The sequence below is a fragment of the Roseibium marinum genome (assembly GCF_002906165.1).
GTDB lineage: Bacteria > Pseudomonadota > Alphaproteobacteria > Rhizobiales > Stappiaceae > Roseibium > Roseibium marinum.
Map to the genome: position 1 here is coordinate 88,547 of NZ_PPCN01000009.1, position 23,949 is coordinate 112,495.

At 59.2% G+C, this 23,949-nt stretch carries 21 protein-coding genes; 5 read left to right on the forward strand and 16 right to left on the reverse strand.

Annotation, left to right across the window (positions count from 1 at the left end):
* Nucleotides 1-202: 202 nt before the first annotated feature.
* Together cls and CLV41_RS18905 are read right to left on the reverse strand one after the other, a co-directional pair.
* Nucleotides 203-1,717 carry a cardiolipin synthase gene (gene cls / locus CLV41_RS18900; protein WP_103223990.1) on the reverse strand — a complete coding sequence of 505 codons (1,515 nt, stop codon included), beginning with the start codon at nt 1,715-1,717 and terminating at the stop codon, nt 203-205.
* 21 nt (nt 1,718-1,738) lie between these two features.
* Nucleotides 1,739-2,773, reverse strand: coding sequence for a cysteine synthase A (locus CLV41_RS18905; RefSeq protein ID WP_103223991.1), 1,035 nt, complete (start codon nt 2,771-2,773; stop codon nt 1,739-1,741).
* 313 nt (nt 2,774-3,086) lie between these two features.
* Here CLV41_RS18905 and CLV41_RS18910 point away from each other — a divergent pair, with 313 nt between their 5' ends.
* Together CLV41_RS18910 and CLV41_RS18915 are read left to right on the forward strand one after the other, a co-directional pair.
* Complete coding sequence (locus CLV41_RS18910) at nt 3,087-3,758, forward strand: ChrR family anti-sigma-E factor (RefSeq protein WP_103223992.1); 672 nt, start codon at nt 3,087-3,089, stop codon at nt 3,756-3,758.
* Nucleotides 3,759-3,877: 119 nt separating this feature from the next.
* Nucleotides 3,878-4,687: an SDR family NAD(P)-dependent oxidoreductase gene (locus CLV41_RS18915; RefSeq protein ID WP_103224156.1), complete on the forward strand. Its 810-nt coding sequence runs from the start codon at nt 3,878-3,880 to the stop codon at nt 4,685-4,687.
* A 90-nt stretch (nt 4,688-4,777) separates the two neighbouring features.
* On the opposite strand, the gene CLV41_RS18920 is transcribed toward CLV41_RS18915, so the two are convergent.
* From CLV41_RS18920 to CLV41_RS18960, 9 genes are all read right to left on the reverse strand, one after another.
* Nucleotides 4,778-6,007 carry an SAM-dependent methyltransferase gene (locus tag CLV41_RS18920; protein ID WP_103223993.1) on the reverse strand — a complete coding sequence of 410 codons (1,230 nt, stop codon included), beginning with the start codon at nt 6,005-6,007 and terminating at the stop codon, nt 4,778-4,780.
* A 19-nt stretch (nt 6,008-6,026) separates the two neighbouring features.
* Nucleotides 6,027-6,872 carry a DUF1365 domain-containing protein gene (locus tag CLV41_RS18925; protein WP_103223994.1) on the reverse strand — a complete coding sequence of 282 codons (846 nt, stop codon included), beginning with the start codon at nt 6,870-6,872 and terminating at the stop codon, nt 6,027-6,029.
* Nucleotides 6,869-8,167, reverse strand: coding sequence for an NAD(P)/FAD-dependent oxidoreductase (locus CLV41_RS18930; protein ID WP_103224157.1), 1,299 nt, complete (start codon nt 8,165-8,167; stop codon nt 6,869-6,871). Before CLV41_RS18930 ends, CLV41_RS18925 begins: the two co-directional genes overlap by 4 nt.
* A gap of 260 nt (nt 8,168-8,427) precedes the next feature.
* Nucleotides 8,428-9,027, reverse strand: coding sequence for a hypothetical protein (locus CLV41_RS18935; protein WP_170107259.1), 600 nt, complete (start codon nt 9,025-9,027; stop codon nt 8,428-8,430).
* Between the two features lie 469 nt (nt 9,028-9,496).
* The gene (locus CLV41_RS18940) at nt 9,497-10,933 is read right to left on the reverse strand and encodes a M81 family metallopeptidase (protein WP_103223995.1); all 1,437 of its coding nucleotides are present in this window, start codon (nt 10,931-10,933) and stop codon (nt 9,497-9,499) included.
* Between the two features lie 19 nt (nt 10,934-10,952).
* On the reverse strand, nt 10,953-12,863 hold the full coding sequence (locus CLV41_RS18945) for a beta-N-acetylhexosaminidase (protein WP_103223996.1): 1,911 nt from the start codon (nt 12,861-12,863) through the stop codon (nt 10,953-10,955).
* A 3-nt stretch (nt 12,864-12,866) separates the two neighbouring features.
* A complete protein-coding gene (locus CLV41_RS18950; protein ID WP_408014087.1) occupies nt 12,867-13,670 on the reverse strand; it encodes an SDR family oxidoreductase in 804 nt (267 codons plus the stop codon).
* On the reverse strand, nt 13,660-14,526 hold the full coding sequence (locus CLV41_RS18955) for a MurR/RpiR family transcriptional regulator (protein ID WP_103223998.1): 867 nt from the start codon (nt 14,524-14,526) through the stop codon (nt 13,660-13,662). The genes CLV41_RS18950 and CLV41_RS18955 overlap by 11 nt, the downstream gene beginning before the upstream one ends.
* 4 nt (nt 14,527-14,530) lie before the next feature.
* The gene (locus CLV41_RS18960) at nt 14,531-14,917 is read right to left on the reverse strand and encodes a RidA family protein (protein WP_103223999.1); all 387 of its coding nucleotides are present in this window, start codon (nt 14,915-14,917) and stop codon (nt 14,531-14,533) included.
* Between the two features lie 105 nt (nt 14,918-15,022).
* Between CLV41_RS18960 and CLV41_RS18965 the strand changes: the two genes are divergently transcribed.
* The 3 genes from CLV41_RS18965 to CLV41_RS18975 are packed head-to-tail and all read left to right on the forward strand — an operon-like array spanning nt 15,023 to nt 18,090.
* Nucleotides 15,023-15,526 (forward strand): hypothetical protein, encoded by a 504-nt coding sequence (locus CLV41_RS18965; RefSeq protein ID WP_103224000.1) that lies wholly within the window; start codon nt 15,023-15,025, stop codon nt 15,524-15,526.
* A gap of 2 nt (nt 15,527-15,528) precedes the next feature.
* Nucleotides 15,529-17,019 carry a M81 family metallopeptidase gene (locus CLV41_RS18970; RefSeq protein ID WP_103224001.1) on the forward strand — a complete coding sequence of 497 codons (1,491 nt, stop codon included), beginning with the start codon at nt 15,529-15,531 and terminating at the stop codon, nt 17,017-17,019.
* A 3-nt stretch (nt 17,020-17,022) separates the two neighbouring features.
* Complete coding sequence (locus CLV41_RS18975; RefSeq protein ID WP_103224002.1) at nt 17,023-18,090, forward strand: D-TA family PLP-dependent enzyme; 1,068 nt, start codon at nt 17,023-17,025, stop codon at nt 18,088-18,090.
* A 56-nt stretch (nt 18,091-18,146) separates the two neighbouring features.
* Here CLV41_RS18975 and CLV41_RS18980 read toward each other — a convergent pair whose 3' ends face one another.
* The 5 genes from CLV41_RS18980 to CLV41_RS19005 all read right to left on the reverse strand — a co-directional run bounded on the left by CLV41_RS18980 (nt 18,147) and on the right by CLV41_RS19005 (nt 23,946).
* A complete protein-coding gene (locus CLV41_RS18980) occupies nt 18,147-19,394 on the reverse strand; it encodes a GAF domain-containing sensor histidine kinase (RefSeq protein ID WP_103224003.1) in 1,248 nt (415 codons plus the stop codon).
* A gap of 365 nt (nt 19,395-19,759) precedes the next feature.
* Complete coding sequence (locus tag CLV41_RS18990; RefSeq protein ID WP_103224159.1) at nt 19,760-20,887, reverse strand: ABC transporter ATP-binding protein; 1,128 nt, start codon at nt 20,885-20,887, stop codon at nt 19,760-19,762.
* An 82-nt stretch (nt 20,888-20,969) separates the two neighbouring features.
* A complete protein-coding gene (locus CLV41_RS18995) occupies nt 20,970-22,181 on the reverse strand; it encodes an ABC transporter substrate-binding protein (RefSeq protein WP_103224005.1) in 1,212 nt (403 codons plus the stop codon).
* A 36-nt stretch (nt 22,182-22,217) separates the two neighbouring features.
* Nucleotides 22,218-23,060, reverse strand: coding sequence for a carbohydrate ABC transporter permease (locus CLV41_RS19000; protein WP_103224006.1), 843 nt, complete (start codon nt 23,058-23,060; stop codon nt 22,218-22,220).
* Nucleotides 23,050-23,946, reverse strand: a complete 897-nt coding sequence (locus CLV41_RS19005; RefSeq protein ID WP_103224007.1) for a carbohydrate ABC transporter permease — start codon at nt 23,944-23,946, stop codon at nt 23,050-23,052. Before CLV41_RS19005 ends, CLV41_RS19000 begins: the two co-directional genes overlap by 11 nt.
* Nucleotides 23,947-23,949: the final 3 nt, after the last annotated feature.

A 23,949-nucleotide genomic window follows, 5' to 3' on the forward strand; every position in this document is an offset into this window, starting at 1 on the left:
CGACCCTATCCATTCGCTCTGGACAACAATGGCATCAGGGCAAAACCTCTCATGATTTTCGCGATCCCGACCCGGGGGTTCTCGTAGCCTACGGGAGATTCCTTGAGCAGTTTTGCAGAAGCGCTGGCGTCGATCAATATCAAGACGCAGGTCCGAAGGTCCGCAACCCGAAGTGTTTCATGCTCATTTACGGGTCCGTACCCTAGAGAATGGGCGAGAGAAGCCGCGCGCCCTGGGCCAGGACGCGGAAGACATAGCTGCGGGACTGGAAGGCGTCCGGCCAGGTGAGCTTCGCGCTCTTGAAATCGGTTTCCAGCATCTCCTCCACCTTGCCGATCATGCGTTCATGGGTGAACCACAAAGTAAGTTCGAAATTGATCTGGAAGGACCGGTTGTCGAAATTCACCGTGCCGATCGAGACGAGGTCGTCATCAAGAAGCGTCACTTTCTGGTGCAGGAAACCGTCCGTATAACGGTAAACTTTCACCCCCCGCTGTACCAGAGTGTCCTCGTAGGCATGACTGGCGAGCCAGACCGTCCAGTGGTCCCGTTTCTCCGGCAGCAGAATGCGTACATCGACACCGCGCATGGCAGCCGCACAAAGGGCAGTCTGCACGTCCAGGGAAGGCACAAGATAAGGCGTCGTGATCCAAAACCGTCTTTTGGCCCGGGCGGCCGCCTCGACAAAGGCGATCGCGCATTCTTCCAGCTTGTCGGCTGGCCCGGTGGGCATTACCAGCACGGATTCGTCGCCCGGCATCGGCAGATCGGCGACCGGCGGCAATTCGATCCGCTCCCCGCTTGCCCAGAGCCAGTCTTCCGTAAAGGACAGAGCGCATCCGACGGCTGCCGGTCCTTCCACCTTGACGTGGGTATCGCGCCACCGGCCGAACCATTTGTTGCGCCCGACATACTGGTCGGCGACGTTGTGGCCGCCCACGAAGGCCGTGCGCAAATCGGTGACGACCAGCTTGCGATGATTGCGGTAGTTGAGCCGCATAGGCCCCAGCAGGCGCAGGAACCTGTGATTTTCATTGAAGCCGCAGACCTTGATTCCCGCTTCTTTCAGGCGGTTGAGATAGGCTCTGGAAAGGGAGTGACTGCCCACGTCGTCATAAAGGAAATAGACGCTGACACCGTCTTTGGCCCTTGCAATCAGCGCATCGGCCATTTCCCGGCCGAGCGCATCTTCATGCACGGCGAAAAACTGGAAGAAGATCACCTTGCGCGCGTCTGCGATGGCTTTCTTGATGGCGGAGAAAGTGGCATCGCCGTCGATCAGCAGATCCGCCTTGTTGCCTGCCAGAAACGGAACCCCGGCGACGCGCGACAGAACCGGCCAGTCGCGGGTTTCCTCATGGTCGGTAAGTCCGAGTTCATCGGCCCGGCGCGCCCGTTCCGCGCGGCCCAGCGTGGCCTGTATCGTGGCGTAGTCGGAAAACGACCGCCAGCCGAAGACGAAATACAGCGGCACGGTGATATAGGGCAGGAAGAACAGCGACAGAAGCCAGGCGACAGAACCCTGAGATGTCCGCGAGTTCATGACCTCCCGGACCGCGCAGATGCCGGCGGTGATATACATGAGCGCGACAAAGGCCGCGACCAGGCCGAGATTGTGCGCCATGACGTCGAGGAGACCGACATCTTGCACCGTTTCCCTGATCACAGCCTCGGCAGCCGTTCCATCCTGTGTGAGATCGTGGTCCGTGGGGCCCATGTGTCTTCAGCCTGGCAAGCGTCAGGCCAGAGGCGGCTGGATGGTGACCCGCCGCTCCAGCCACGCCGGAACAGGCAGATTCTTGGACCGCAGGAACTCCGGATTGTAGAGCTTGGACTGCGAACGGGTGCCATGGTCGCACAAGATGGTGACGATGGTTTTTCCGGGGCCGATTTCCCTGGCAAGCCGGCGCGCGCCGGCAAGATTGATTGCGGTCGATCCGCCCAGCAGAAGGCCTTCATTTTCTGCGAGATCGAAGACCAGCGGCAGCGCCTCCTCATCGGAGATCGTATAGGCATGATCGACCTTCACATCGCGGACGATCGGGGTGCTGCGGCCAAGGCCGATGCCTTCCGCGATGGAACCGCCTTCAGATGCGACGGCTTCACCGGTGGTGAACAATGATTGCATGGCCGCGCCTTGCGGGTCGGCGCAGCCGATAATGACACCGGGTTTGTTTTCCTGAAGAAATCTGGAAACGCCGGCAAGGGTTCCGCCGGAGCCGACGGCACAGATGAAGCCATCCACCTTGCCGCCGGTCTGCTCCAGGATCTCGGGTCCGGTCGTCAGGTAATGGGCCTTGCGGTTGTCGAGATTGTTCCACTGGTCGGCGAAGATAACGCCGTTGGGTTCGGTTTTGGCCATGTCTTCCGCGAGGCGCCGGGCAACATGCTGGTAGTTGTTCGGGTCCTTGAACGGCTTTGCCGGAACTTCGACCAGTTCCGCGCCGCATAGGCGCAACATGTCTTTCTTTTCCTGGCTCTGGGTATCCGGAATAACGATGACGGTTCTGTATCCGCGGGCGCTGGCAACCAGAGCAAGGCCGATACCGGTGTTCCCCGCGGTCCCCTCGACGATCACGCCGCCCGGCTTGAGATCGCCACGGGCTTCAGCCTCGAGAATCATTTGACGGGCAGGGCGGTCCTTGACCGACTGACCCGGGTTCATGAATTCGGCCTTGCCCAGGATTTCGCATCCTGTTTCTTCGGAAAGGGCTCTGAGACGGATAAGGGGCGTGTTGCCGATGGCGTCGACAACGGAAGCAGACACAGACATTTGTACAATCCCGGATGATCTGGCCGAAACCGGTAGCGGCCAGATGGAATCTGATGAGACCGGACGCTAATTGTCCCGACCAAGTGGATCAAGCCCGCAATGTAAGGCTTCAGGTCCGGAATGCCAGCATTGTGACGGAAATTACGGTTGTTTTCCCGCCGTTTGATGAAAAGGCCATGCGGAGATTTCGGCTTTCAGGCCGGAGTGGAAATTCAAAATTCAAAAATTTTGGTGTAAGGGTTGATCCGAAATTCGTTGCCCGGCGTATCGGCCATGTAGCAACCTGAGTGTTCGAAGCCCAATGAGAGCGATAATGGAAACAAACGTGACCGGACTGGATGAATTGCTGGCCGGATATGCGGCCGGGACATTGTCCTATCCGGCACAGGCACTCGTTGGAGCGCATCTGGAATTGAGCGACCGCAACAGGGGCTATGTTTCGTCTCTTGAAACTCTGGCCGGTCTGGATCTGGATGGGACCGAGCCGGTCCCGCTGACCGACCGCGATACGGCTCTCGGTGCGATATTCAGCTCCGAAATGCCATTGCCCAGCGACTTTGCACCCGCCACCCAGGAGCCCGCCACCCGGGAGATGACTTCGGATGTCCTTGCGGTGCCGCGCTCCCTGCAGGCCATCATTGGGTCGTCAATGAAGGGTGTTGCCTGGAAGACCCTCCTGCCGGGTGTGCGGGAATGCAGGTTCGGTGAGATTGACGGCTGCAACACCAGCCTGCTGTGGGTGCGCGGTGGACGGGCATTGCCGTCCCATACTCATCATGGCGCCGAACTGACGCTGGTCCTGCAGGGGGGATTCAGCGACGATGACGGGCACTTCGTCACCGGAGACATCGCCTTTGCCGACGGCGATGTGGATCACAAGCCCATTGCCGACAAGGGCGAGGATTGCATCTGTTTCGCGGTTACGGCCGGCCGCCTTGAATTGACGGGCCCCATCGGACGCTGGTTCGCCCCTTTTATCAGCTAGAGTTCATTGCGTTTGATTCGCGTCATTTGTCCGGGTCGATTTTGGCCCCCGCCGTCGTTGCCTTGAAAGCGATCCGGTCATCAGCCGCTTGCGTAAAACACGAAAGCGAGGTGATTGAGGTGTACGCAAAATCATATGTCGCGTCTCCCGAGGACGGATGCGCCTGGGTGACCGGTGCCAGCTCAGGTATCGGACGGGCCCTGGCGCTGGATCTGGCGCGCGATGGCTGGCGTGTCGCCGCGACGGCACGTTCCGGAGACGCGCTTGAGGAACTCGGCAGCCTGTCCGGTGAATTGCCGGGAGAAATTCATGCCTTTCCGGCAGACATCACCGATACCCGGCAAATGGTCGATATTTGCGGGTCGATAGTCAGAAAATTCGGAAACCTGGCGCTTGTGATCGCCAACGCAGGCATTTACCTGCCGCAGGACGGGTTGAACGGCAAAGCCGAAGATTACCGCAGCAGTTTTGACGTCAATCTCATGGGAACGGTCAACACACTGCTTCCGGCCATCGATGCGATGAAGTCACAAGGCCGGGGGCAGATCGCGGTCGTTTCTTCCGCCGCCGGATACAGGGGACTGCCCACGGCCGCCGCTTACGGCGCCACCAAGGCCGGTCTGAGCAATCTTGCCGAGGCGCTGAAATTCGATCTGGACGGCGCCGGTATCCGCATACAACTCGTCAGCCCGGGCTTCGTCGATACGCCGGCCACCAGGTCCAATCCGTTCCCGATGCCTTATCTCGTTTCCGTGGAAGACGCCGTGGAGCAGATTCGCAAGGGACTTGTCCATCCGCGGAAGTTCGAAATCGCGTTTCCCAAGGCGTTTGTCCGCCAACTCAAATTGCTGCGCATTCTGCCTTACGGATGGTATTTTCCACTCGTCGCGAGAGCGACCGGGTGGAACAGGAAACGCGCGGGTAACTGACCGGATCCGACTTCTTTCATTCGGATCCGCATGAAAGTGGAGACGTCGGGCGCAAAACCCGGCTCTCGCGTGCCGACCAATACGCCGGTCTCAAGACGCTTTTTCGTAGACCATCTGCCGAACGTCGATGTTGCCTGAGCGGAAACCCGCTTCGCAGTAGTGCAAATAGAATTCCCAGAGCCGCTTGAACTTGTCGTCGAAGCCCAGGGGCCGGATCCGCGGCCACGCCTGACGGAAACTCTGCCGCCATTCGGCAAGCGTTCGGGCATAGTCCTGGCCGAATATTGTCTGGTCCGTAAGGTTCAGGCCCAGCGACTTGCTGATTTCTGTAAGCTTGCCGGGCGGTGGCAGCATACCGCCTGGAAAGATATAGCGCTGAATGAAATCGGTTCCCCGCCGGTAGTCATCGAACATCTTGTCCTGAATGGTGATGATCTGAAGGCCGGCCTTGCCGCCGGGTTTCAGGCATCTGGACACCTGGCTGAAATAGGTCGGCCAGTATTTTTCGCCCACCGCCTCGAACATTTCGATTGACGCGATCCGGTCGAATATACCCTGTTCGTCCCGGTAGTCCTGAAAGACGACTTCCACCTTTTCGCTCAATCCCGCCTTGAAGATCCGCTCTCTTGCATAGTCGAACTGTTCCCTGGAAATGGTCAGCGCGCGTACATGGGCGCCGACGGTCTTGGCTACATGTTCGGCAAAACCGCCCCAGCCACAGCCGATTTCCAGAACCTTGTGCCCAGGTTCAATGCCGGTATGGCGGATCAGGGAACTGTATTTTTCCGCCTGGGCCTGTTCCAGATTGTTGGTCCCGTTGCTGTAGATCGCGGAGGAATAGGTCATCGACGGGTCGAGCCACTCCTTGTAGAAGGCGTTCCCGAGATCGTAGTGGGCGGAAATGTTCCGTTTGGACCCGCGCTTCGTGTTGGTATTCAGCCAGTGGCGAACCGACAGCAGGATGCGCGTAAATGGACGGCCTTGCAGAACCTCCATCATCGAGCCCTGGTTGATGCAGAAGACTTCCAGGAAGGTTGTCACATCCGGCGAGGACCAGTATCCGGCCATGAAGGCTTCGCCGACACCGACATCTCCCGCCCGCACCACCATACGGAAAAAGCGCCAGTTGTGGATTGTCAGGACACCGCGCGGACCGTCTTCAGTACCCTTGATGAGGAATGTCCTGCCGTCCGGAAAGGCGACTTCAAGGGCCCCATAGCGAAGCTTGAGCGCCAGACCGGCGGCTATTCGCACAAGCCGGGATGTCCCTTTCAATGTATTGCGGAAATTGTCTGGTGTCAGGACAATCGGCTCATTCATGGCAGAACCTCTTGAAATATCAGCTCTTTGAAGCCAGCGACGCATGGCGGGAATGTTCGTTGGTCCCATGCTTTTTCTTGGGGCCGGAATGAAATGGTACACGCTTGCGCCAGATTTTAAAGGCTTCCCAGTGAATGGCGCAAACTACCTTTAAGGTCAGAAACGGTACGCGCAGGCACTCACGGAGAATGTTCCGGCTCGTGAATGGTTCCTTTGCTCCGGAAAAAGTCGCGGACAGCAGCGGGCCATCAACGTCTTTTTCAAGAATACGCACCCTGACCGCGTCGCCCGGAGGCAACATGCGGAAGTGATACCGCTGATCCATGCCGATAAAGGGCGAGACGTGGAATTCCTTCCGTTGCTCCTGACGCACGCCGGCATCGCTCAACTGGCCGGGTTCGAGCGGTGCCACATAGGTATGCATTCCCCCGAACGTGTTGCGGACTTCGTAGACAAGCGCGATCAGTTGCCCCTCGGCACCGTAGGCGTAATAGACGCTGAGCGGATTGAAGTCGTATCCGAGCATCCTCGGATAGGCGAGGAGAAGGATGCGGGCAGGTGCCGTGAGGCCCTGATCGCCCAGAAGACCTTCGATATGCTTCCTGAGATCGGAACCGTCCCTCGGACCGTGATCCTTTTCGTGAAAGGAAAGAAGATTGAAGCGGTTGCGTGAAAACAACCGGCTTGAACTTTCCGCCTCATCAAGACGGTCCAGGTCGATGAGGAGCGTAAAAACCGAATAGGCGAACCGATGCTCCTTCGGTTTCATGCGGGCATGCATGACCGAACCGCTGTAAAGAGCGGCCGCGCCTGCCGGAACGGGTCCGTTGTCGCTCAGCCGGTTTGAACGCGGGTTCTTCTTCATTCGGCAGCGTCCTGATAGCGAATTGGCGGTTCCGGCGCCTCCCAGGGCACCCGGGCGCCCAACGCCCTGGCGACAGCCAGGCCTGATTTGAGACCGTCTTCATGAAATCCGTTGCCGCTCCAGGCACCGCAGAACCAGGTGTTGCCGATCCCCTGAATGTCGGTCAGGCGCTTTTGGGCCGCCAGCGCGGACGCATCGAATTGCGGGTGATCGTATACATATTTGGCGAATGTCCGGTCCTCGCGCGGCGCTTCGAACGGGTTGAGGGTGACGAAAAGCGGCTTTTCAGGATGAATGTTCTGCAGCCGGTTCATCCAGTAGCTGACCGTGACGTCCCGTGTTTCACCGCCATCCCTGTCGGACAGGTAATTCCACGATGCCCAGACCCTTTTGTTTCTCGGCATGAGATTTTCATCCCTGTGCAGGTAGACTTCATTCGGCCGGTAGCGGATGGAACCGAGGATCTCGCGTTCCAGCTGGCTTGGATCCGCCAGCATGGCCAGGTTCTGGTCCGTGTGCCCGGCGAGCACGACGTGGTCGAAAACATCCCTGTGGCCGGATGTGTCGCAGACGATCACTCTGCCGTCCTCCCTAAGGATTTCAACAACCGTCGTGCCGAGCCGCATCCTGCCTTTGAGCGGGGCCAGAAGCCGGTTCACATAGTTCCTGCTGCCCCCGGATACGGTCCGCCAGCGCGGCCTGTCGAAGGAAAGCAGGCGGTGGTTTTCGAAGAAGGCGACAAAACTTTCAGCCGGGTAGGCGTGCATTTCAGCGACCGGAGTGGACCAGATGGCAGCTCCCATAGCCAGAAGGTAGTCGTTGATGAAACCGCGCGAATAGCCTTCCTTTTCCAGATACCCGCCAAGCGACTGGCCGCGAAGCGCTCCTGCCCTCAGGTCCTCCACGGCACGTTTGTTGAAGCGGAAAATGTCGCGCAGCATGCGCAGGAACGCCGGTGAAACGAGGTTCCTCCGTTGCGCGAACAACCCGTTCAAGCTGTGACCGGACCATTCGAGTGCCCCGTTGTCGGCCGAAAGCGCGAAACTCATGTCGCTCGACTCGCTCGCGACGCCAAGATGGTCGAGGAGAGCGGTAAAATTCGGATAGTTGAGTTCGTTATAGACAATGAAGCCTGTGTCGACACTCAGTCTGGTTCCGTCGTAGTCGATGTCGGCCGTCGCGCTATGCCCGCCTGGCCGCATCCGTTTTTCGTACAAGACGACATCGTGAGTGTAGCTGAGTGCCCAAGCTGCGCTGTTTCCGGAAATTCCGGAGCCGATGACGGCAATCCGCATGTCTGATCCTTTGGTGTCCCCCGGCTGGTCCATGGGACGTCCGGCGGTGAACTTGTTCCAGTTTGTTTTCCGGAGTGCTTACGGGGTGGGGAACAAGGCGGATCACGCAATTGAATGAAATTAAAACAAATTTTCTGTCGGCGCCGGGCCTGGGTTTATCAACGCGAACACTCTCGCGCAGACAATACAGTCCGCGCGAGCTTACAGCCGTTGGCATTCATGGGCTTGTATCGCCAGCATTCGAAGGGACCGCGTCCCTATCAGGCCTTCGGCGTGCCGACGATCCAGTTCCAGGCGACCTGGACGCTCGACCTGGCTGTGTCGAAGAACGAAACGATCTTGTCCCAAACCACCTGGCCGAAATCGGCCACTTGCAACATCGGGCCACGTTTGACGATTGCGTCCTGCGTTTCTATCAACTCGACAGTCGTCGCGTCTGCTCCGTCATTGACCACGCGCCGGGTGACCATCAGGGTGGCTTCCGTTGCCAGCCGCGACTCGTCCTTGCCGGCGACAACCATGTCCTGATCCATCGAGCTGACGACAACGGCACGGCCGTCGGGCAACAGATGGGTTTCGTTGGTGTTCACTTCGGAATCGTAAATGACTTCGCCATAGGAATCGATCAATTCGACCCAGACGGTCTTTCTGCCTTCCAGTTCGATCTCGCCGACCCAGATAGTGAGTTCACTTTCAAGCGGATCGGTCTGCTCCTGCGTAGCTGATGCGACAGTGACCGCAAGCCGATCCTCCGGGAGCGTGATCGTTTCCTGAGGAAGTGGGGCCGCGACTGCGCTGCCCGCCGCAAGGGCGAGAATGAGACCGAGCACAAGTGTTCCTGTTCTTTTATTCCGTTGCATGTACGCCTCCCAAGGCTAACACAACTTTTTTCACCGAATTCGAGGTTTATTATTGGTCCTTTTGGACTCTTCTGCAGTTTGAACGGCATCGTGTCGTGACCTTGTGAAAATGCACCTCGTTGCACTGTCACGATTTGGACATTATCGCACCACAATCTGCCTATCGGGTGTAATTGAGGTCACAATTCCGGACAATTTTAGTTACTATTTGTTAATAACTGTGGTGCCGGCTGCGGGTTTCAAGATTATTCACCGCAAAGTGAGAATTATACCCTGTCAGGACTGTCAATAAAATCTGTTGTCGATCATTGACTGTGGCTTGTTATGTAAACGTTCGATCGCGAAAAAAGTTTCAAAATATTCAAAAAAGATCCCGTTGGCAGATGTTGGTCCGATAGCGAAAAGCAGATGGAAACCAAGCGTGCCCAGGAAACCTTACTCTACAGGAAGTGAGCCGTTTTTCAACCCGTCACCGGAATACGCGCGACGAAAGCCTGACGACAGGATGCCAGTCAAACCCGGTTTGGAACGGATAACTGGGTGAGGTGCGGTGCTTGTTGATCAGCGCGCAAATGTCCTGGTTGACCGCACCATCGGTGAGCGCCATCCGGGCGGGATTGGCAAGAGGCGCCAGCTCCGGAGACAGGTAGCCGGACTTGACGATGAGAACCGGTGCCTCCTTCGGTTCGATGCCGAACCTGCGGAAATCCTCCAGATTGTGGAAGGGGCGCCGCTTTTCAGTCAGGATAAGGCTGTTTCCGCAAATGTACACGAGCACCTCCCGGTCGCTGTTTTCCTCCGATCCGATTTTCCGGCCGACCGTTACTTGCGCAGCGACTTCGGGACAATCACTTCCAAAGGCTCCGCCAATGGAAAGCTCCACAGACGTGCCTTCATCGCATGACCAGACTTTCGTCACGGAGCGCGGATCGGCAATTCCGGCGAAAACGCCTCCCTGTAAACCGCGTTCAAGCCAGAGGGCGAGAACATCGCTGCGGTCGCCGACACCGCCTCCTGTCGGATTGTCACCACTGTCGGCGAGGATGAAGGGACCGCCGGAGGTGACAGCGGCCTCCTCAAGACAGTCCGGCAGGGGTTTGGCCGGGACGCCGAAGTCAAAACCTGCCCGGTTCGCCCAATAGGCGGCGGCGATCTCTTTGGCAGCTTCTGCGGCTGCGTCCGGATCGGTTCCCGTAACCACGGCCGCGGCTGTCGCCCGGGCCGTATCCGCCCAGACATATCCGATCATCAGATTTGCATCGCTCACGCCCGAACGCCGGTCGAAAGCGGAAAGAGCTGTGTAGAGCGAAGCGGCCGGTTCGTCCTCGGTGCTGGTGCGTTCGCCGGGATGAAGCACCGGGACAGGAGCCCAGGCAACCATCCGGCGGGGACCGCCTCGAAGCTGGTCGACGAGATTTCCGGCAGCACGCAGATGCGTCTCACAAACGTCGATATGCGGTGCCGTCCGATAGGCGCAGAAGATGTCAATCTGATCGACGATTCTTTGGGTGACGTTGCCATGCAGATCGTAGCTGACGGCAATCGGAATATCCGGTCCGACGGTTTCGCGGACGGCAGAAATCCAGTCGCCTTCCACGTCGTCGAGACCCGGCACATGCATCGCGCCATGCATGATCAGGAGGACGCCCTCCAGCGGCAACGCTGCTTTCAGCTCTTGCAGAAACCGCGACTTGAATGTCAGGTAACAGGTCGGTTCGACAGGACCGCCCGGAATGGAGCGCGCCTGGAACAGCGGCAGGAAGTCGGCATCCGGAAACCGGTTGTCTCCAAGGCCGGTGACTTGCAGAAGCTCCACCCCCCGCAGGATGCGGAAATCATCCATGGTCTGGAGCAGGGGTGAGTAGGTGCTGCATTCGGTGTGGATACCGCCGACGGCGATCTTCATGGTCCGGACCCTCCTTTCCTTACAGCGCCGGAAAGTGCGGCGCGAGAGCTGCGAAGCGTTGCCAGTCCTTTTGAACCGGAGCCGTCCAGCCTGCTTCGGCGACGGCATAGAGCCGTGGAAATACCATGTGATTGAACAGGCCGTTGCCGGTCAGGTGTTCGCACCAGATACAGGCCTGAACACCCTTGAGCGATCCCAGACTATCGTCGCTCAGTCCTTCTGACGGCTCGTAAAGGTAACAGGCCTCTGGCGTCGAGACGCCAGCCCAGCCGGCACCCGGTTCATACCATCCCGATGCCTGTGCCATATCCATGTAATAGTGCTGTCCGGGTGTGCAGACCACCTCATAGCCCTGAGAGATCAGCTCCCTGGTGACCTCCTGCTTTTGCCATGCCATGAGCAGAACGCCGTCAGGATCGATCCCGCCGCCATGGGAGACTTCATCCCACCCGGCGAGTTTCTTGCCGAGTCTTTTCAGGATGTCGCGCACACGGCCCATGAAATAGGCCTGAACTTCCATCGTGTCCGCAAGTTCGCGGTCTTCCATCAGCCTCTGCGTTTTCGGTGAGGCGAGCCAGGAATGCGTGTCGACTTCATCCCCGCCGATATGGATATAGTCGCAGGGGAAGAGATCGGCGACTTCAGCGAAAACCTTCTCCAGGAATGTATAGGTCTCTTCGATTGCCGGATTGAGCGCGTTGTTCGGATATCCCTGGATGGAATGGTAACTTTCCGGGGTTTCGGCCTGATCGGCAAGATGCGGATAGGTTTTAAGGACGGCCGTTGAATGGCCGGGCACGTCGATTTCCGGCATGATCTCGACATTGAGGCTCGCCGCATGGGCGACGATCTGCCGGACCTCGTCCTGTGAATAGGACCCTTCATAGACTTCGGAGGCAAACCCGAGCTGGGAAACCTGCTGGCATCCCGGGCCGCGTTTTGCGCCGCCGATCGTCAGTTCCGGATAGGCCTTTATCTCGAGACGCCAGCCTTCGTCGTCCGTCAAATGCCACTGGAAGACATTCATGCGGCCCCAGGCGAGAATGTCGACAAGACGCAGGATGTCCTCCGGTCCCCTGAAATGCCGGGAGACATCGAGATGGGTGCCGCGCCAGGAGAAGCGTGGGGCATCCTTGATAATTCCATCGGACGGCACCCGGTAGGTTGCCGGATCGCTGTAGGCGCCATAGGCAATTTGCGCGAGCGCCGTCAGCGCATAATCCAGCCCCACCGGAGCACTGTAGGAAAGCAGGACGGTCGCGCCGGAAAACTTAAGCTCATACCCGTCCCGCGGCAGCGCGCCGTTTTCCTTGAAGACGACGCCCGTCTGGTCCCTGGGCTGTGAGAACCGGAAAGGTGAGGGAACGGCGGGAAAAAGCCGGCTGGACAGCGCGTTGATCTTTACAGCCGCCGCTTTTTCCTCAGGGGAGCCGTCTACAATGCAGAAAGAGGGGCCACTGCTTCGATAGGTTGAAATCTCGACCGATTGCGGCCAGGGAATGACGTAAATCGGCTCCGCGGTCTTGCCGGCAGGGACGGACTTTCGCTCACCGCTGTCCAGGTCTTGCGGAGCCTCCAGATCGGTGCACAGCACGTCGAACACACTGCCGCCTTTGGTCACATAGGCGGATTTCGGCCCGTCCAGCCGGTGCCTGGCGACGTTGGCAAGGCCTTGTATGGCGAACTTCCAACTGCCGCCCGGTGCAATTTCCTGACCCGGTTTCGGGGTGATCTCGTGAAAATTGGCCGTACGGCTGAAATGCTCGGCATTCTCCAGTTGAGCGCCGGCAGCGGCCCGGCAAAGAGCGGTGTAAGCGAGGGTAAAGGAAGAGAGCGTTCTTGAACCCGTATTGGTCAGAACGAATTCGAGCCGTGACTCCGTCGGGCTTTCCCCCGGACGAAAAAAGCAGTCGAGAACTAGATCGGGCATGACTTACAATCCGTCAAAGTCTGGAGATTGAGTGAAGGTCCGGGGCAGTCCCGGGGAACCCGCGGAAAGGCCGCTGTCAACCGGCAGGCAGACGCCGGTTATGCAGCGGGCGGCCGGACTGAGGAGAAACGCGGCGGCCGCCGCGATATCCTCCGGTTCCGGCAGGGTCTTGAACGGATACCAGGCGAGTGCCTCGTCGAAGACGCCCGGATTGGCTTCCTCGCGCGCTTTCCAGGCCTGGGTCTTGACGGTTCCCGGGGCAATGGCATTGGCCCTCAGTCCGTATTTTCCGTATTCGACGGCAATTGCCTTCGTGGCATGGATCAGCCCGGCTTTCGCGGCGCTATAGGCCGGATGGCCGAAGGTGCCGAGCCCGTTCACCGAAGCGATGTTGACGACCGTTCCCGATCCGCCTTCGATAAGCGCGCGCTCCAACGCCTTGAAGCAGTTGAGCGCCGCTTCCAGGTTGAGGGACAGGTCCCGCGCCAGTGTCCGGGCCGTCATGGAATGCAGCGTAAGAGCCTCCGCACCGCCGGCATTGTTGATCAGCGCGGTGACCGGACCCAACCGTTTTGCGGCATCGGCCATGCGCGCAAGGTCGTCCGTCTTCGTGAGGTCGCAGGTTATGGCGGTCGCGTGTGCGCCGCCGGCCCTGAGCCGCGAGACGGTGGCGCTCAACGCGGCCTCATCGATGTCGACAGCGGCAATGCTGTGGCTGGCGGCCAGTTCGGCCGCGATTGCGGCGCCGATATCACCTGCCGCGCCGGTAACGACAGCAACGGGTTTTGAAGTCTGATCAGTCACCAAGGGCTTCCTTGTCGTCCGAATCGCGGGAATTGCTGAGCTGGTACTTGACGCGCCTGAGGCTTTCGCGCGCCTCGTCGCCGCGCTTCATGGCCACCAGCGTTGCCAGAAGGTCGGTGACGAACAAAAAGCCATGGCGGCTGAGGCTCGGTCTGAGAATGTTATTGCCTTCCGCGAGGTCGATACCGATCGTGATATCCGCCTGATCCGCGACGGGCCGGCCGGGTCGGGTCAGCGCAATGACCGACGCGCCGTAGGTTTTTGCCGCCTCAAGCGCCCGCACCATCTGCAGGTTTCTGCCCGAAACCGACGAGGCGACAATAACATCGCCATGTTTCATGGTTGCTGCCTGCATGAGCTGCATGGCGTGGTCGGTGACGCTGACCGTCCTCAGACCCAGGCGGAAGAAACGGTTCTGCATTTCATCGGCGATCATCGAGGAGGTTCCACCGGAACCGAAGGTCGCCACCAGTCGGGCCGTGGCGATCAGGTCGACGGCACGAAGGACCGCCGCCATATCGAGGTTTTCGCGCGTTCCGGCAGAGGCTTCCTGAATCTGCGCTAGCAGGCTGTCGGCAACATCCGTCGGCGCTGCGGACGTTGCATTGGCCGTCAGGTATCTGGTTCCCGCGAAAGCGACCTGTGCCACCTGGACCTTGAAGGCGGTGAAACTGTCGCAGCCAAGGCGCCGGCAGAACCGGGTCACGGTCGGTGGTGAGACACCCGCCCGTTGAGCGACATCCGTGATCCCGGCATCGAGAATGAATTCCGGCGCGCTGCGTAAAAGCGACGCCAGGACGCGCTCGGACTTGGAGAGCTCCGGTTCGATTTTCTGTAGAACGGACAGGATGTCCCGCATCCGGTCAGTCCGGTTTTTTATAGGCGACGCAGTCGATCTCGACCTTGCAGTCGACCATCATGGAGGCCTGAACACAGGCGCGCGCGGGCGGGTGCTCGCCGAAATAGCTTTTGTAAACGCCGTTGAAGGTCCAGAAATCGCGCGGGTCGTCGAGCCAGACGCCAGCGCGCACGACATGCTCAAGCCCGTATCCGGCTTCCTCTAGGATGGCGAGGACGTTCTTGATCGTCAGATGGGTCTGTTCGACGATACCGCCGGCAACGATCTCGCCGTCCTTCATCGCAACCTGGCCCGAGACGTAAAGCCAGCCGTCGGCTTCGACGGCGCGCGCGAAAGGCAGGTTCTGGCCGCCGGCTCCGGATTTTTCAGCGCCGTAGCGAGTGATCGACATTCAAGCCTCCAGAATGAAAATGATTTACATAGTGGTTTGACATTGGTTTTATTTCACTCTTATATTTTCCAAAAATCAACCATCAAATTGAAAATGGTTTCCGTAATGCAGGATCCTACCGACAGTCAGAAAAATCCGTTCGCGGACCGCGACAAGGACCGCGCCGAAATCTGGGAGATGCTGGTCAGGCGCGACATCGACGCCTTCGTTGCCGCCGACTGGGCGCGGGTTGCCGGTGATTTTGACGAAACCGCATTCTTCGGGATCGACGCGCAAAAAAAGCCGGATCCCGATGACTGGAAACTCGGGTTTCCGGACCTGGAAACCTACAGGAGCGAGTGGTTGCGGCAGGCAGCGGACTTTGCCGGGACCGAATTTGCCGAAGACGCGCGCGGGGCAATCTTCAATGCCACAAGGCTCACGGATATCGAGATCGAGGGCGCGCGCGCCATTGCCCGCAAGAAATTCGATGGCCGGATCATGAAGGCCGATGGCAGCGAGGACCGGCTGCTCTGGCAAACGCTTTATCATTGCATCCACAAGGATGGACGCTGGAAAATATGCGGATTTACCGGCTATCTGCCCAACCAGCCCGGTACAGCGTCGTGACCATGAAAACACCCAGGGCCTTCACGGCGGTGCTCGCGACGGAGACGAACACATTTTCTCCCATCAGGGTCGATATCCACGCCTTCAAGGCCTCGCTTCTGGCGCGTCCCGGGGAACATCCCGAAACGCCGACTTTATGTTCCGCCGTCATCACGGTTGGCCGCAGGTTCGCGAAAGACAACGGATGGGATCTTGTCGAAGGCACCGCTGCCTGGGCCGATCCTGCCGGACTGGTCTCCAGACAGACATATGAGGGTCTGCGAGACGAAATCCTGGATCAGATCGAGACCGGCGGGCCGTTCGACGCAATCGTGCTCGGGCTTCACGGCGCAATGGTGGCGGAAGGATACGACGACCCGGAGGGTGATTTTCTGGAACGGGTTCGTGACGTCGTTGGGGCGGAGGTCCCCATCGTTGCGACCCTGGATCCGCACAGCCACTTGACCCAAAGACGGGTTTCCATGGCCAACGCCCTGATCGCCTTCAAGGAGTTTCCGCATACCGATTTCGTCGACCGGGCGGAAGACGCCTGGCGGATCGCGCGCGAGACCGTGGCGGGAGATGTCAAACCGGTGATCAGCGTCTTTGATCCGAAAATGATCGATGTCTTTCCGACGTCCACTCAGCCGATGCGCGGCTTCGTCGATGACATGATCCGACGTGAAGCGGAAACGCCCGGAATTCTGTCTCTTTCGGTGATTCACGGCTTTCTGGCAGGCGACGTGCCCGAAATGGGAACCAAGGTCATTGCCGTGACCGACAACGATCCTGCCCTTGGCGCATCGGTTGCCAGGGATTTGGGAACCGCCCTGTTCGAGCTGCGCGGCAAGGTCAGGAGCAAGGAACATTCTCCCGCCGAAGCGCTTGACCGGGCGCTGGAATTTGAAGGCGCTCCGGTTACCATAGCCGATATGTGGGACAATCCCGGTGGCGGTACGGCCGGCGATGCCACGGTTTTGCTGCGCGAGGCGATCGACCGGAAGCTGGACAGCATCGCCTTCGGGTCGATCTGGGATCCGGTTGCCGTTCAGCTTTGCCACGCGGCAGGCGAGGGCGCGACCATGCAGTTGCGCTTCGGCGCCAAGTCGGCGCCCAACACCGGCAGCCCCATCGATGCCGAAGTGCAGGTGATCCGCAATATCCGCAATGCCGAGCAGCGCTTCGGCGACAGCATCGTGCCTGTCGGAGACGCATCTCTTGTGAAACTGGGCGGCATTGAAGTAATCCTCAATTCGACCCGGGCCCAGTGCTTCGACACGACGCTGTTTACCGGTTTCGGGATCGACCCGGGACAGCGAAAAATTCTGGTGGTGAAATCAACCAACCATTTTTACCGCTCATTTGCGCTGGTGAGCCCCTTGATCCTGTATTGTTCGGCGGGACTCGCCTATCCGACGGACCCACGGATAACACCCTATAAAAAGGCGCCACGGGACATCTGGCCGATTTTGGACCGCGCGTCTCCTGAACAAGCAGCTTCTGCGGGGGAGTGATCAATGAGCGTCGGACTTTCCATCCATGATCTCATGACGCCGGTGGCGGTGATCGACGAAACGATCATGGAAAACAACATCAAGGTCGCGCAGGATTATTTCGACCGGATCGGCCGGAATTTCCGGCCGCATGTCAAGACACACAAGATACCGGCCCTGGCTGCGCTCCAGACGGCGGCAGGCGCGAAAGGCATCAATTGCCAGAAGATCAGCGAGGCGGAAGTGTTCGCCGATGCCGGTTTCACCGACATTCTGATCACCTTCAACATGCTGGGTGCGGCGCGGCTGGAACGCCTGAAGGCGCTGAATGCCAGAGTGGACCTTCAGGTCGTGGCCGACAACTCTGTCGTGGTGGATGCGCTTGCCGGGCGGTTTGACGCGGACCGGCCCTTGAAGGTGCTGGTCGAATGCGACACCGGCGGTGGACGCAACGGCGTTCAGACACCTTCCGACGCGATGCAACTCGCCGAAAGGATTGACGCCTGCGCCGGTCTGGTGTTTCACGGCCTGCTGACTTATCCCAAAGCCGCCTCGGAAGCCGCGGTGGAGGCCTTCCTTGCCGAAACCGTCGGGCTTTTGAAACAGGCCGGCCTGGAGTGCCCGGTCGTCTCCCACGGCGGTTCGCCGAGCCTGTTCGATTCCGATCTTGTGTCGAGCGCGACGGAACACCGCGCCGGAACCTACATCTTCAATGACCGGGCCATGATGCGCGCCGGCATGTGCGATCTCGACGATTGCGCCATGCAGGTCCTCGCGACCGTCGTCTCCCGCCCGACGGAAACCCGCGCGGTCCTGGATGCCGGATCCAAGGCGCTGACCTCCGATCTGCTCGGCTTCACGGATCACGGGCTCCTGGTTGACTATCCGGACGCCTCAATCGTCTCCTTGAACGAGGAACACGCCATCGTGGACCTGAGCGGATCTGCTCGAAAGCCGCAGATCGGCGACCAGGTGCGCATCGTCCCGAACCACACCTGCGTGGTCTCCAACCTGTTTGAAAAACTCGTCTTTCACCGCGATGGGGTGGTGACACGGATAGAGACAGTCGCAGCCCGAGGGAAGGTGGTTTAGTTTGTTCCGCTATAGGGAGCGCGGGGCTGCATGGTGCGCGCCCTGGATCCCGTGACTTACCCGCCAGCCACGATTCCAGAGGACGGCAGCTTGAGGGCAAATGTGGTGCAACCGCCGTCGCAGATGAGTTCCACCCGGCCGCCATGCGCGGTGGCAATGGACGAGGCTATGTAGAGGCCCAGCCCCAGGCCGTCGCTCTCTGCACTCTCACCGCGCTGGAAAGGTTGGAAAAGCCGGCGCTGCACGTCTTCTGGAATGGCTTCGCCGCGATTGACGACCGCCAGAACAAGTTCGACGCCGCTGAAGTAGCCGCGCACTTCGATCGGGCTGTCTTGCGCACCATGCTTGACTGCATTGCTGATCAGGTTCGAAAGAGCCTGCGCCAGCCGGGGTGCGTCGCACCGGACCGGGTGAGGGAATGCAAGATCCAGGGTGATGTCGCGACCTTGTTCGGCAGCCCGCACTTCTTCCACGGCATGCGCGATGGCTTCGGCGAGCGGGGCATCGGTTTTCGGAGCGATCTTGATGCCCCCGCCAAGGCGCGACTTGGCGTGAAGCATCATGTTTTCGATCAGATCATCCATACGCAGAAGGGTGGGCCGCATCAGCTCGAGAACCTGCAGACCCCGTTCGCTCAGGTGTTCCCGGCCGAGCTGCCGGATGCCGGCAGTCAGGGCTGCGACCGGATTGCGCAGGTCGTGTCCGAGGATCGCAACGAATTCATCCCGTGCTTCTGCCAGCTTCCGTTCGTGCCGGACGAGTTCTTCCTGAGCCTTGAGCTGTTCCTCGGTCTCCAGCATTCGGCCGATAAGCTTTGCGAACATTTCAAACATCGCGATCGCACGAGCATGGGTGACTTTCCGCGGCACGGTATCCAGGGCGCACAGCGTGCCGAAGAAACTGCCGTTCGTGCGAAAGATCGGGATCGAGGCATAGCTGACAATGCCGTATTGGGCCGCTACCGGATGATTGCGGTAAATCTCATCTTCCGTTGAATCGTTGAACATGATTTTCTTGGCCGTGTCGCGCACGGTCTGGCAGAAGGTCGACCGGACATCGATTTCGTCGCCTTCTATCAGCCCGAATTCGATCTCGTCGAGCGAGCGGCAGGTAACCCAGCGGTCCTGTGTCACCCGGGCCACGGCCACGAAGCGCATGCCGGTGGCCAGCATCACGGTTTCGAGGATCGGTCCGACGGTCTCACTTGCGGCGATTGTTTCGATATCTGCCTGAAAGTCATGGCGACCGGTTTTATAGACCGCATTGTTCTGAAGACGTGCTGTCACTTGCGCGGAAGTGTCCATCCGATGTCCTTTGGCGTCTGGTGCGTCTCGTCGGTGTTCAGATGAACGCGGGTATAATTCCACATGAATGTAAGCTGATCCAGTTCGCCAGCATCGGAAATTCGTGGGGGATGGTCGCAATGTATGGCGGATCGCCGCAAGCAGGCGGTGTCCACAATGCACATCAATATGCTTCCGGAGTTTCGCTATCTAGAGTCTTTGGGCCGTGAATCCAAGTCCAAATCGCTTTCAAACGCAAATGCCGCGAATGCAGAAAGCTTTGTGGTTCCACGCCATCAGGGGAGTTCGCACAGCGGTTGTCTGAACAAGAGAAGTTTTCCGTCCCTGTTGTCACAGCGTTTTGGCGAACGCGCATGCTCCGGGTGTCAAACCAGCATGGCCGCCGGATCAAGTTTTTCGACAGACAGTTGTCTTTCGAAAGCAATGCCGGCCTCGTCGAACAAGTGGCAATCCGTACCGTTCAGACCCATTGCGACCGGCACGCCGACCCTGGCAGCCGCGGAGCCCGGCAACAGGCTGCAGAAGGTCGATTTCGCGCCCTCCACGGCGCTGTAGGTCACTGTGTGAATGCCGAGATGTTCCACCACATTCGGGACGACCTCGATCGAGGCATCCGCACGCTCAATCGTCAGATCCTCCGGCCGGATGCCAAGCGTCAGTGTTTTGCCGGCGACTGCGCCATGCGCCGAAACCTTTACGGTCAGTTCCTGGCCGGAGGGCAGGGTAACGATGACCCCGTCTCCGGTCGCTTGCTTTCCGGTCACCTCGATGAAGTTCATCTTCGGATTGCCGATGAAGCCCGCGACGAACAGGTTCCGGGGCTTGTGATACAGATCCAGAGGCGTGCCGACCTGGGAGATCACACCGAGATCCAGCACAACGATCCTGTCGGCCATGGTCATGGCTTCCACCTGGTCGTGGGTCACGTAGATCATCGTGGCGTCCAGGGTGTTATGCAGTTTTGCAAGTTCCACCCGCATTTCCGCGCGGAGCGCGGCGTCGAGGTTTGACAGCGGTTCGTCGAACAGGAAGACGGACGGCGCGCGAACGATGGCGCGCCCGATGGCAACGCGCTGGCGCTGGCCGCCTGAAAGCTCGCCCGGTTTGTGCAGCAGGCGGTCGGTCAGCTGCAGAATGCCGGCGGCGGCCTGGACCTTCTCTTCCACCTTGTCGTTCGCCAGGCGTTCGACCCGCAGGGGAAAGGCGATATTTTCGTAGACGGTCATATGCGGATAAAGCGCATAGGACTGAAACACCATGGCAATGCCACGTTTGACCGGCGGGAGATTGTTCACGACCTTGCTGTCGATCGTGATATCGCCGCCCGTGATTTCCTCAAGCCCCGCAATCATGCGCAGCAAGGTCGACTTTCCGCATCCGGACGGTCCGACAAAAACGATGAATTCGCCGTGGTTCACATCAAGATTGACGCCCTTGATGACTTCCATCTGGCCATAGTTCTTGCGTACGTCGCGCAGCTGCAACTCGCCCATGGTCATTCCTTTTCCGTAGCCATGACCGGGCCCCTGATCCGTAAGATTTGGGAGGAGAGGGGCCCGGCCGGTGCTTAAGGTGTTACTTGAATTCCTCAAGCTGTTCGGCGGCGATCTCGATCGCCTCGTCCGGCTCGACTTCGCCGAGAACGACGCCCTGAACGGCTTCGTTGATGGAGTCCTGCAGGCCGACATAATCGGTCACGAACGGCTCCGGACCACCGGTCGGGATCGCATCCAGGAAGGCTTTCCAGGTGGGATCGGCCTTGAGGATGTCCTGCACCTCGGGCATGTCGCGCAGCGGCGTGTAGCCCTCGGCGATCTCGAACGCCATCTGGTTTTCCGGGTTGGTCAGCAGCTTGGCGAGGGACAGCGCCTGTTCCTCGACACCGGAGCCCTTGAACACGGCCAGGGAGTCGGTGATCAGCAGAGTGCCCGGACCGCCGCTCGGTCCGACCGGGATCGGAGCCACGCCCCAGTTCACGTCTTTCACGCGCACCCGTTCCCACGGGCCGGAAATGAACATGCCGATCTTGCCTTCGGAGAACAGCGGGCGAAGTTTCGCGCGGTCATAGGCGACAGGGCCAGGCTGGGAGACTTCGGCCATCTTGCCGTAGAAAGCGAGCGCTTCGACATTGTTCGGCGAATTGAAAACGATTTCGCCCTCGTCGTTGATGACTGCACCGCCATTCGTATACACGTAGTTCATGAACTGGTGCATGGTGTTGTCGAAGGACGCCGCGGCAAGTCCGAAACCGTCTGAATCGGTCTTGTCCTTGATCGCCTTGGCGGCCTCATACATTTCGTCCCAGGTCTTCGGCGGCGTTTCCGGATCGAGACCGGCTTCCTTGAACAGGTCCTTGTTCCAGTAAAGGGCCTTGGTCGAGAAGGCGCGCGGCAGGCCCCACTGCTTGCCGTTGGCGGTGATGGTGCCAAGGATCGGCGCGGCGTAGGTGGCCTTTTCTTCCTCGGTCATGTCGACGGGAATGATCAGGTCGTTGGCCGCGAGCTGCTTCAGGGTGCGAGAACCCATATAGGCGACCGCGGGCGGATTGCCGGCGCTGGCGAGCGTCGTGGATTTTTCCTGGCACTGGCCCCAGGGGACGAACTCGACTTCCACCTTGAAGCCCGGGTTGTCTGCCTCCCAGCCCTTGATCAGTTCGTCCTGGATCGGGATACCGGCACCGGTATTGTCGCCGCAGTTGATCATGTGGATGGTTTTGTCTTCCGCCTGGGCGGCGGCGACGAGGGTGAACGCGAAAGCTCCCCCCATTAGCACTGATTTGAGTGTCATCTGAATTTCCCTTTCTGGTTGGTTTTTTTATTATTTTTATTCTTTCACGGCGCCGGCCGTCAGGCCGGCGACGATGTAGCGTTGAAGGAACACATAGACGAACAGCACGGGCAGGATGCCCACGAGGCTGGCGGCCATGAGTTCGTTCCAGACAACCGTTTGGCGTCCGAAGAACTGGAAGAGCCCAACCGGCAGGGGGTTCAGCTCGTTCACGGAGTTGAAGGTCAGCGCGAAGATGAACTGCTGCGCGTAGGCGGTGATGAATGCGGTAATCGTGACGACGACGATGCCGGGCAGGGCGACGGGAATAATCACCCGCCACAGGGTGTAGAGTTTTCCCGCACCGTCCACCCAGGCCGCTTCTTCCAGTTCCCTGGGAATGCGGATCAGATAGGACCGCAACAACCAGATGCCGGTCGGGATCACGAAGGCGGTGCCAGGTGCGATCATCGCAAAATAGGTGTTCAACAGGCCGTATTGCTGCATCAGCTTGAACAGCGGGATGATCAGAACCGCGCCGGAGAACATGTTCACCGCGATGAACAGGCCAAGCAGCGTGTTGCGGGCGGGAAATTCAAACCGGGCAAAGGCATACGCGGCGGGAATGATGCAGATGAGCCCCAGCACGGTCACCACTGTCGCGATGAAGAACGAGTTGAACATGTACAACCACAAGAGCGGCACGTTTTCCCACATGGTGAAATAGGCGTCGAAGCTCATTTCGTCGGTGATGAACCGGTAGGGAATTGAGAACAGGCCGCTGAGCGGGCGGAGCGAGACCACGAAGGCTTCCACGAACGGCGCCAGGACGAAGGTCAGGAAGAGCGCAAGGCCGCTATAGATCAGCACATATTCGTACCAGCGATACTTATGCAGCATTGTTGGGGCTCCTTCTGGCGAGGCGCGACAGCAGCATGAAATAAACGAGCATGAAGGATCCCAGGAACAGCACGATCATCACCGTGCGGGCCGCGCCTTCGCCGTATTTAAAACGGCTGATCGCGGTCTTGTAGGTGTCGATGATCATCGTTGTGGTCGCCCCGCGAGGGCCACCCTCCGTCAGGATCCAGATGATATCGAAGGAATTGAATGTGGCGATGGCCGAGAGCAGCGCCATGGTGGCGATGGAAGGAACGATCAGCGGCAGCGTGATCCGGCGGAACCGGTAAAAGCGGGACGCCCCGTCGACCCAGGCGGCCTCGAAAAGATCCCTGGAGATCGACTGCATCGAGGCCAGCAGATAGATCGTCACCATCGGAACGCCGATCCACACATCGGTCACGATGGTCGACATGAAGGCGGAATTCTTGTAGGCGAGGAATTCGAACGGTCCGCTGAGAATGCCGATGCGCTGCGCCACGCCGGAAATCATTCCGAACTGGCCGTTGTACATCCAGCCCCAGATGAACACGCCGATAGCGATCGGTATCACCCAGGGCGGCATGACCAGAATACGGAACAGCGTCCGGCCCGGAACCATGGCGTTCAGCAGCACGGCTCCCAGCATTCCGATCAGCATCTTGAGACCGACCGACAGGCCCATCCAGTAGAAGGTCCGCGCGATGACTTCCGGGAAGCGGCGGGACATGATCTTCTCGTAATTTTCGAGCCCGACATATTCGAAATTCGGGCTCATGCTGGTGTTGGTGAACGACAGGCGGAATGTCTCGAACAGCGGATAGGCCACGACCGCCACCATCACGAGAGTTGCCGGCACCAGCAGCAGAAACGGGAAATAGTCTTTTTGTTTTGCTGTGTGCGCCATGCG

Coding starts and splice junctions, on each gene's coding strand:
- CLV41_RS18945 (WP_103223996.1), bottom strand. CDS start 12,863: ATGCCCGATCTAGTTCTCGACTGCTTTTTTCGTCCGGGGGAAAGCCCG.
- CLV41_RS19005 (WP_103224007.1), bottom strand. CDS start 23,946: ATGGCGCACACAGCAAAACAAAAAGACTATTTCCCGTTTCTGCTGCTG.
- CLV41_RS18955 (WP_103223998.1), bottom strand. CDS start 14,526: ATGCGGGACATCCTGTCCGTTCTACAGAAAATCGAACCGGAGCTCTCC.
- CLV41_RS18995 (WP_103224005.1), bottom strand. CDS start 22,181: ATGACACTCAAATCAGTGCTAATGGGGGGAGCTTTCGCGTTCACCCTC.
- CLV41_RS18975 (WP_103224002.1), top strand. CDS start 17,023: ATGAGCGTCGGACTTTCCATCCATGATCTCATGACGCCGGTGGCGGTG.
- CLV41_RS18940 (WP_103223995.1), bottom strand. CDS start 10,933: ATGAAGATCGCCGTCGGCGGTATCCACACCGAATGCAGCACCTACTCA.
- CLV41_RS18905 (WP_103223991.1), bottom strand. CDS start 2,773: ATGTCTGTGTCTGCTTCCGTTGTCGACGCCATCGGCAACACGCCCCTT.
- CLV41_RS18910 (WP_103223992.1), top strand. CDS start 3,087: ATGGAAACAAACGTGACCGGACTGGATGAATTGCTGGCCGGATATGCG.
- cls (WP_103223990.1), bottom strand. CDS start 1,717: ATGGGCCCCACGGACCACGATCTCACACAGGATGGAACGGCTGCCGAG.
- CLV41_RS18960 (WP_103223999.1), bottom strand. CDS start 14,917: ATGTCGATCACTCGCTACGGCGCTGAAAAATCCGGAGCCGGCGGCCAG.
- CLV41_RS18920 (WP_103223993.1), bottom strand. CDS start 6,007: ATGAATGAGCCGATTGTCCTGACACCAGACAATTTCCGCAATACATTG.
- CLV41_RS18925 (WP_103223994.1), bottom strand. CDS start 6,872: ATGAAGAAGAACCCGCGTTCAAACCGGCTGAGCGACAACGGACCCGTT.
- CLV41_RS18935 (WP_170107259.1), bottom strand. CDS start 9,027: ATGCAACGGAATAAAAGAACAGGAACACTTGTGCTCGGTCTCATTCTC.
- CLV41_RS19000 (WP_103224006.1), bottom strand. CDS start 23,060: ATGCTGCATAAGTATCGCTGGTACGAATATGTGCTGATCTATAGCGGC.
- CLV41_RS18970 (WP_103224001.1), top strand. CDS start 15,529: ATGAAAACACCCAGGGCCTTCACGGCGGTGCTCGCGACGGAGACGAAC.
- CLV41_RS18930 (WP_103224157.1), bottom strand. CDS start 8,167: ATGCGGATTGCCGTCATCGGCTCCGGAATTTCCGGAAACAGCGCAGCT.
- CLV41_RS18990 (WP_103224159.1), bottom strand. CDS start 20,887: ATGGGCGAGTTGCAGCTGCGCGACGTACGCAAGAACTATGGCCAGATG.
- CLV41_RS18980 (WP_103224003.1), bottom strand. CDS start 19,394: ATGGACACTTCCGCGCAAGTGACAGCACGTCTTCAGAACAATGCGGTC.
- CLV41_RS18965 (WP_103224000.1), top strand. CDS start 15,023: ATGCAGGATCCTACCGACAGTCAGAAAAATCCGTTCGCGGACCGCGAC.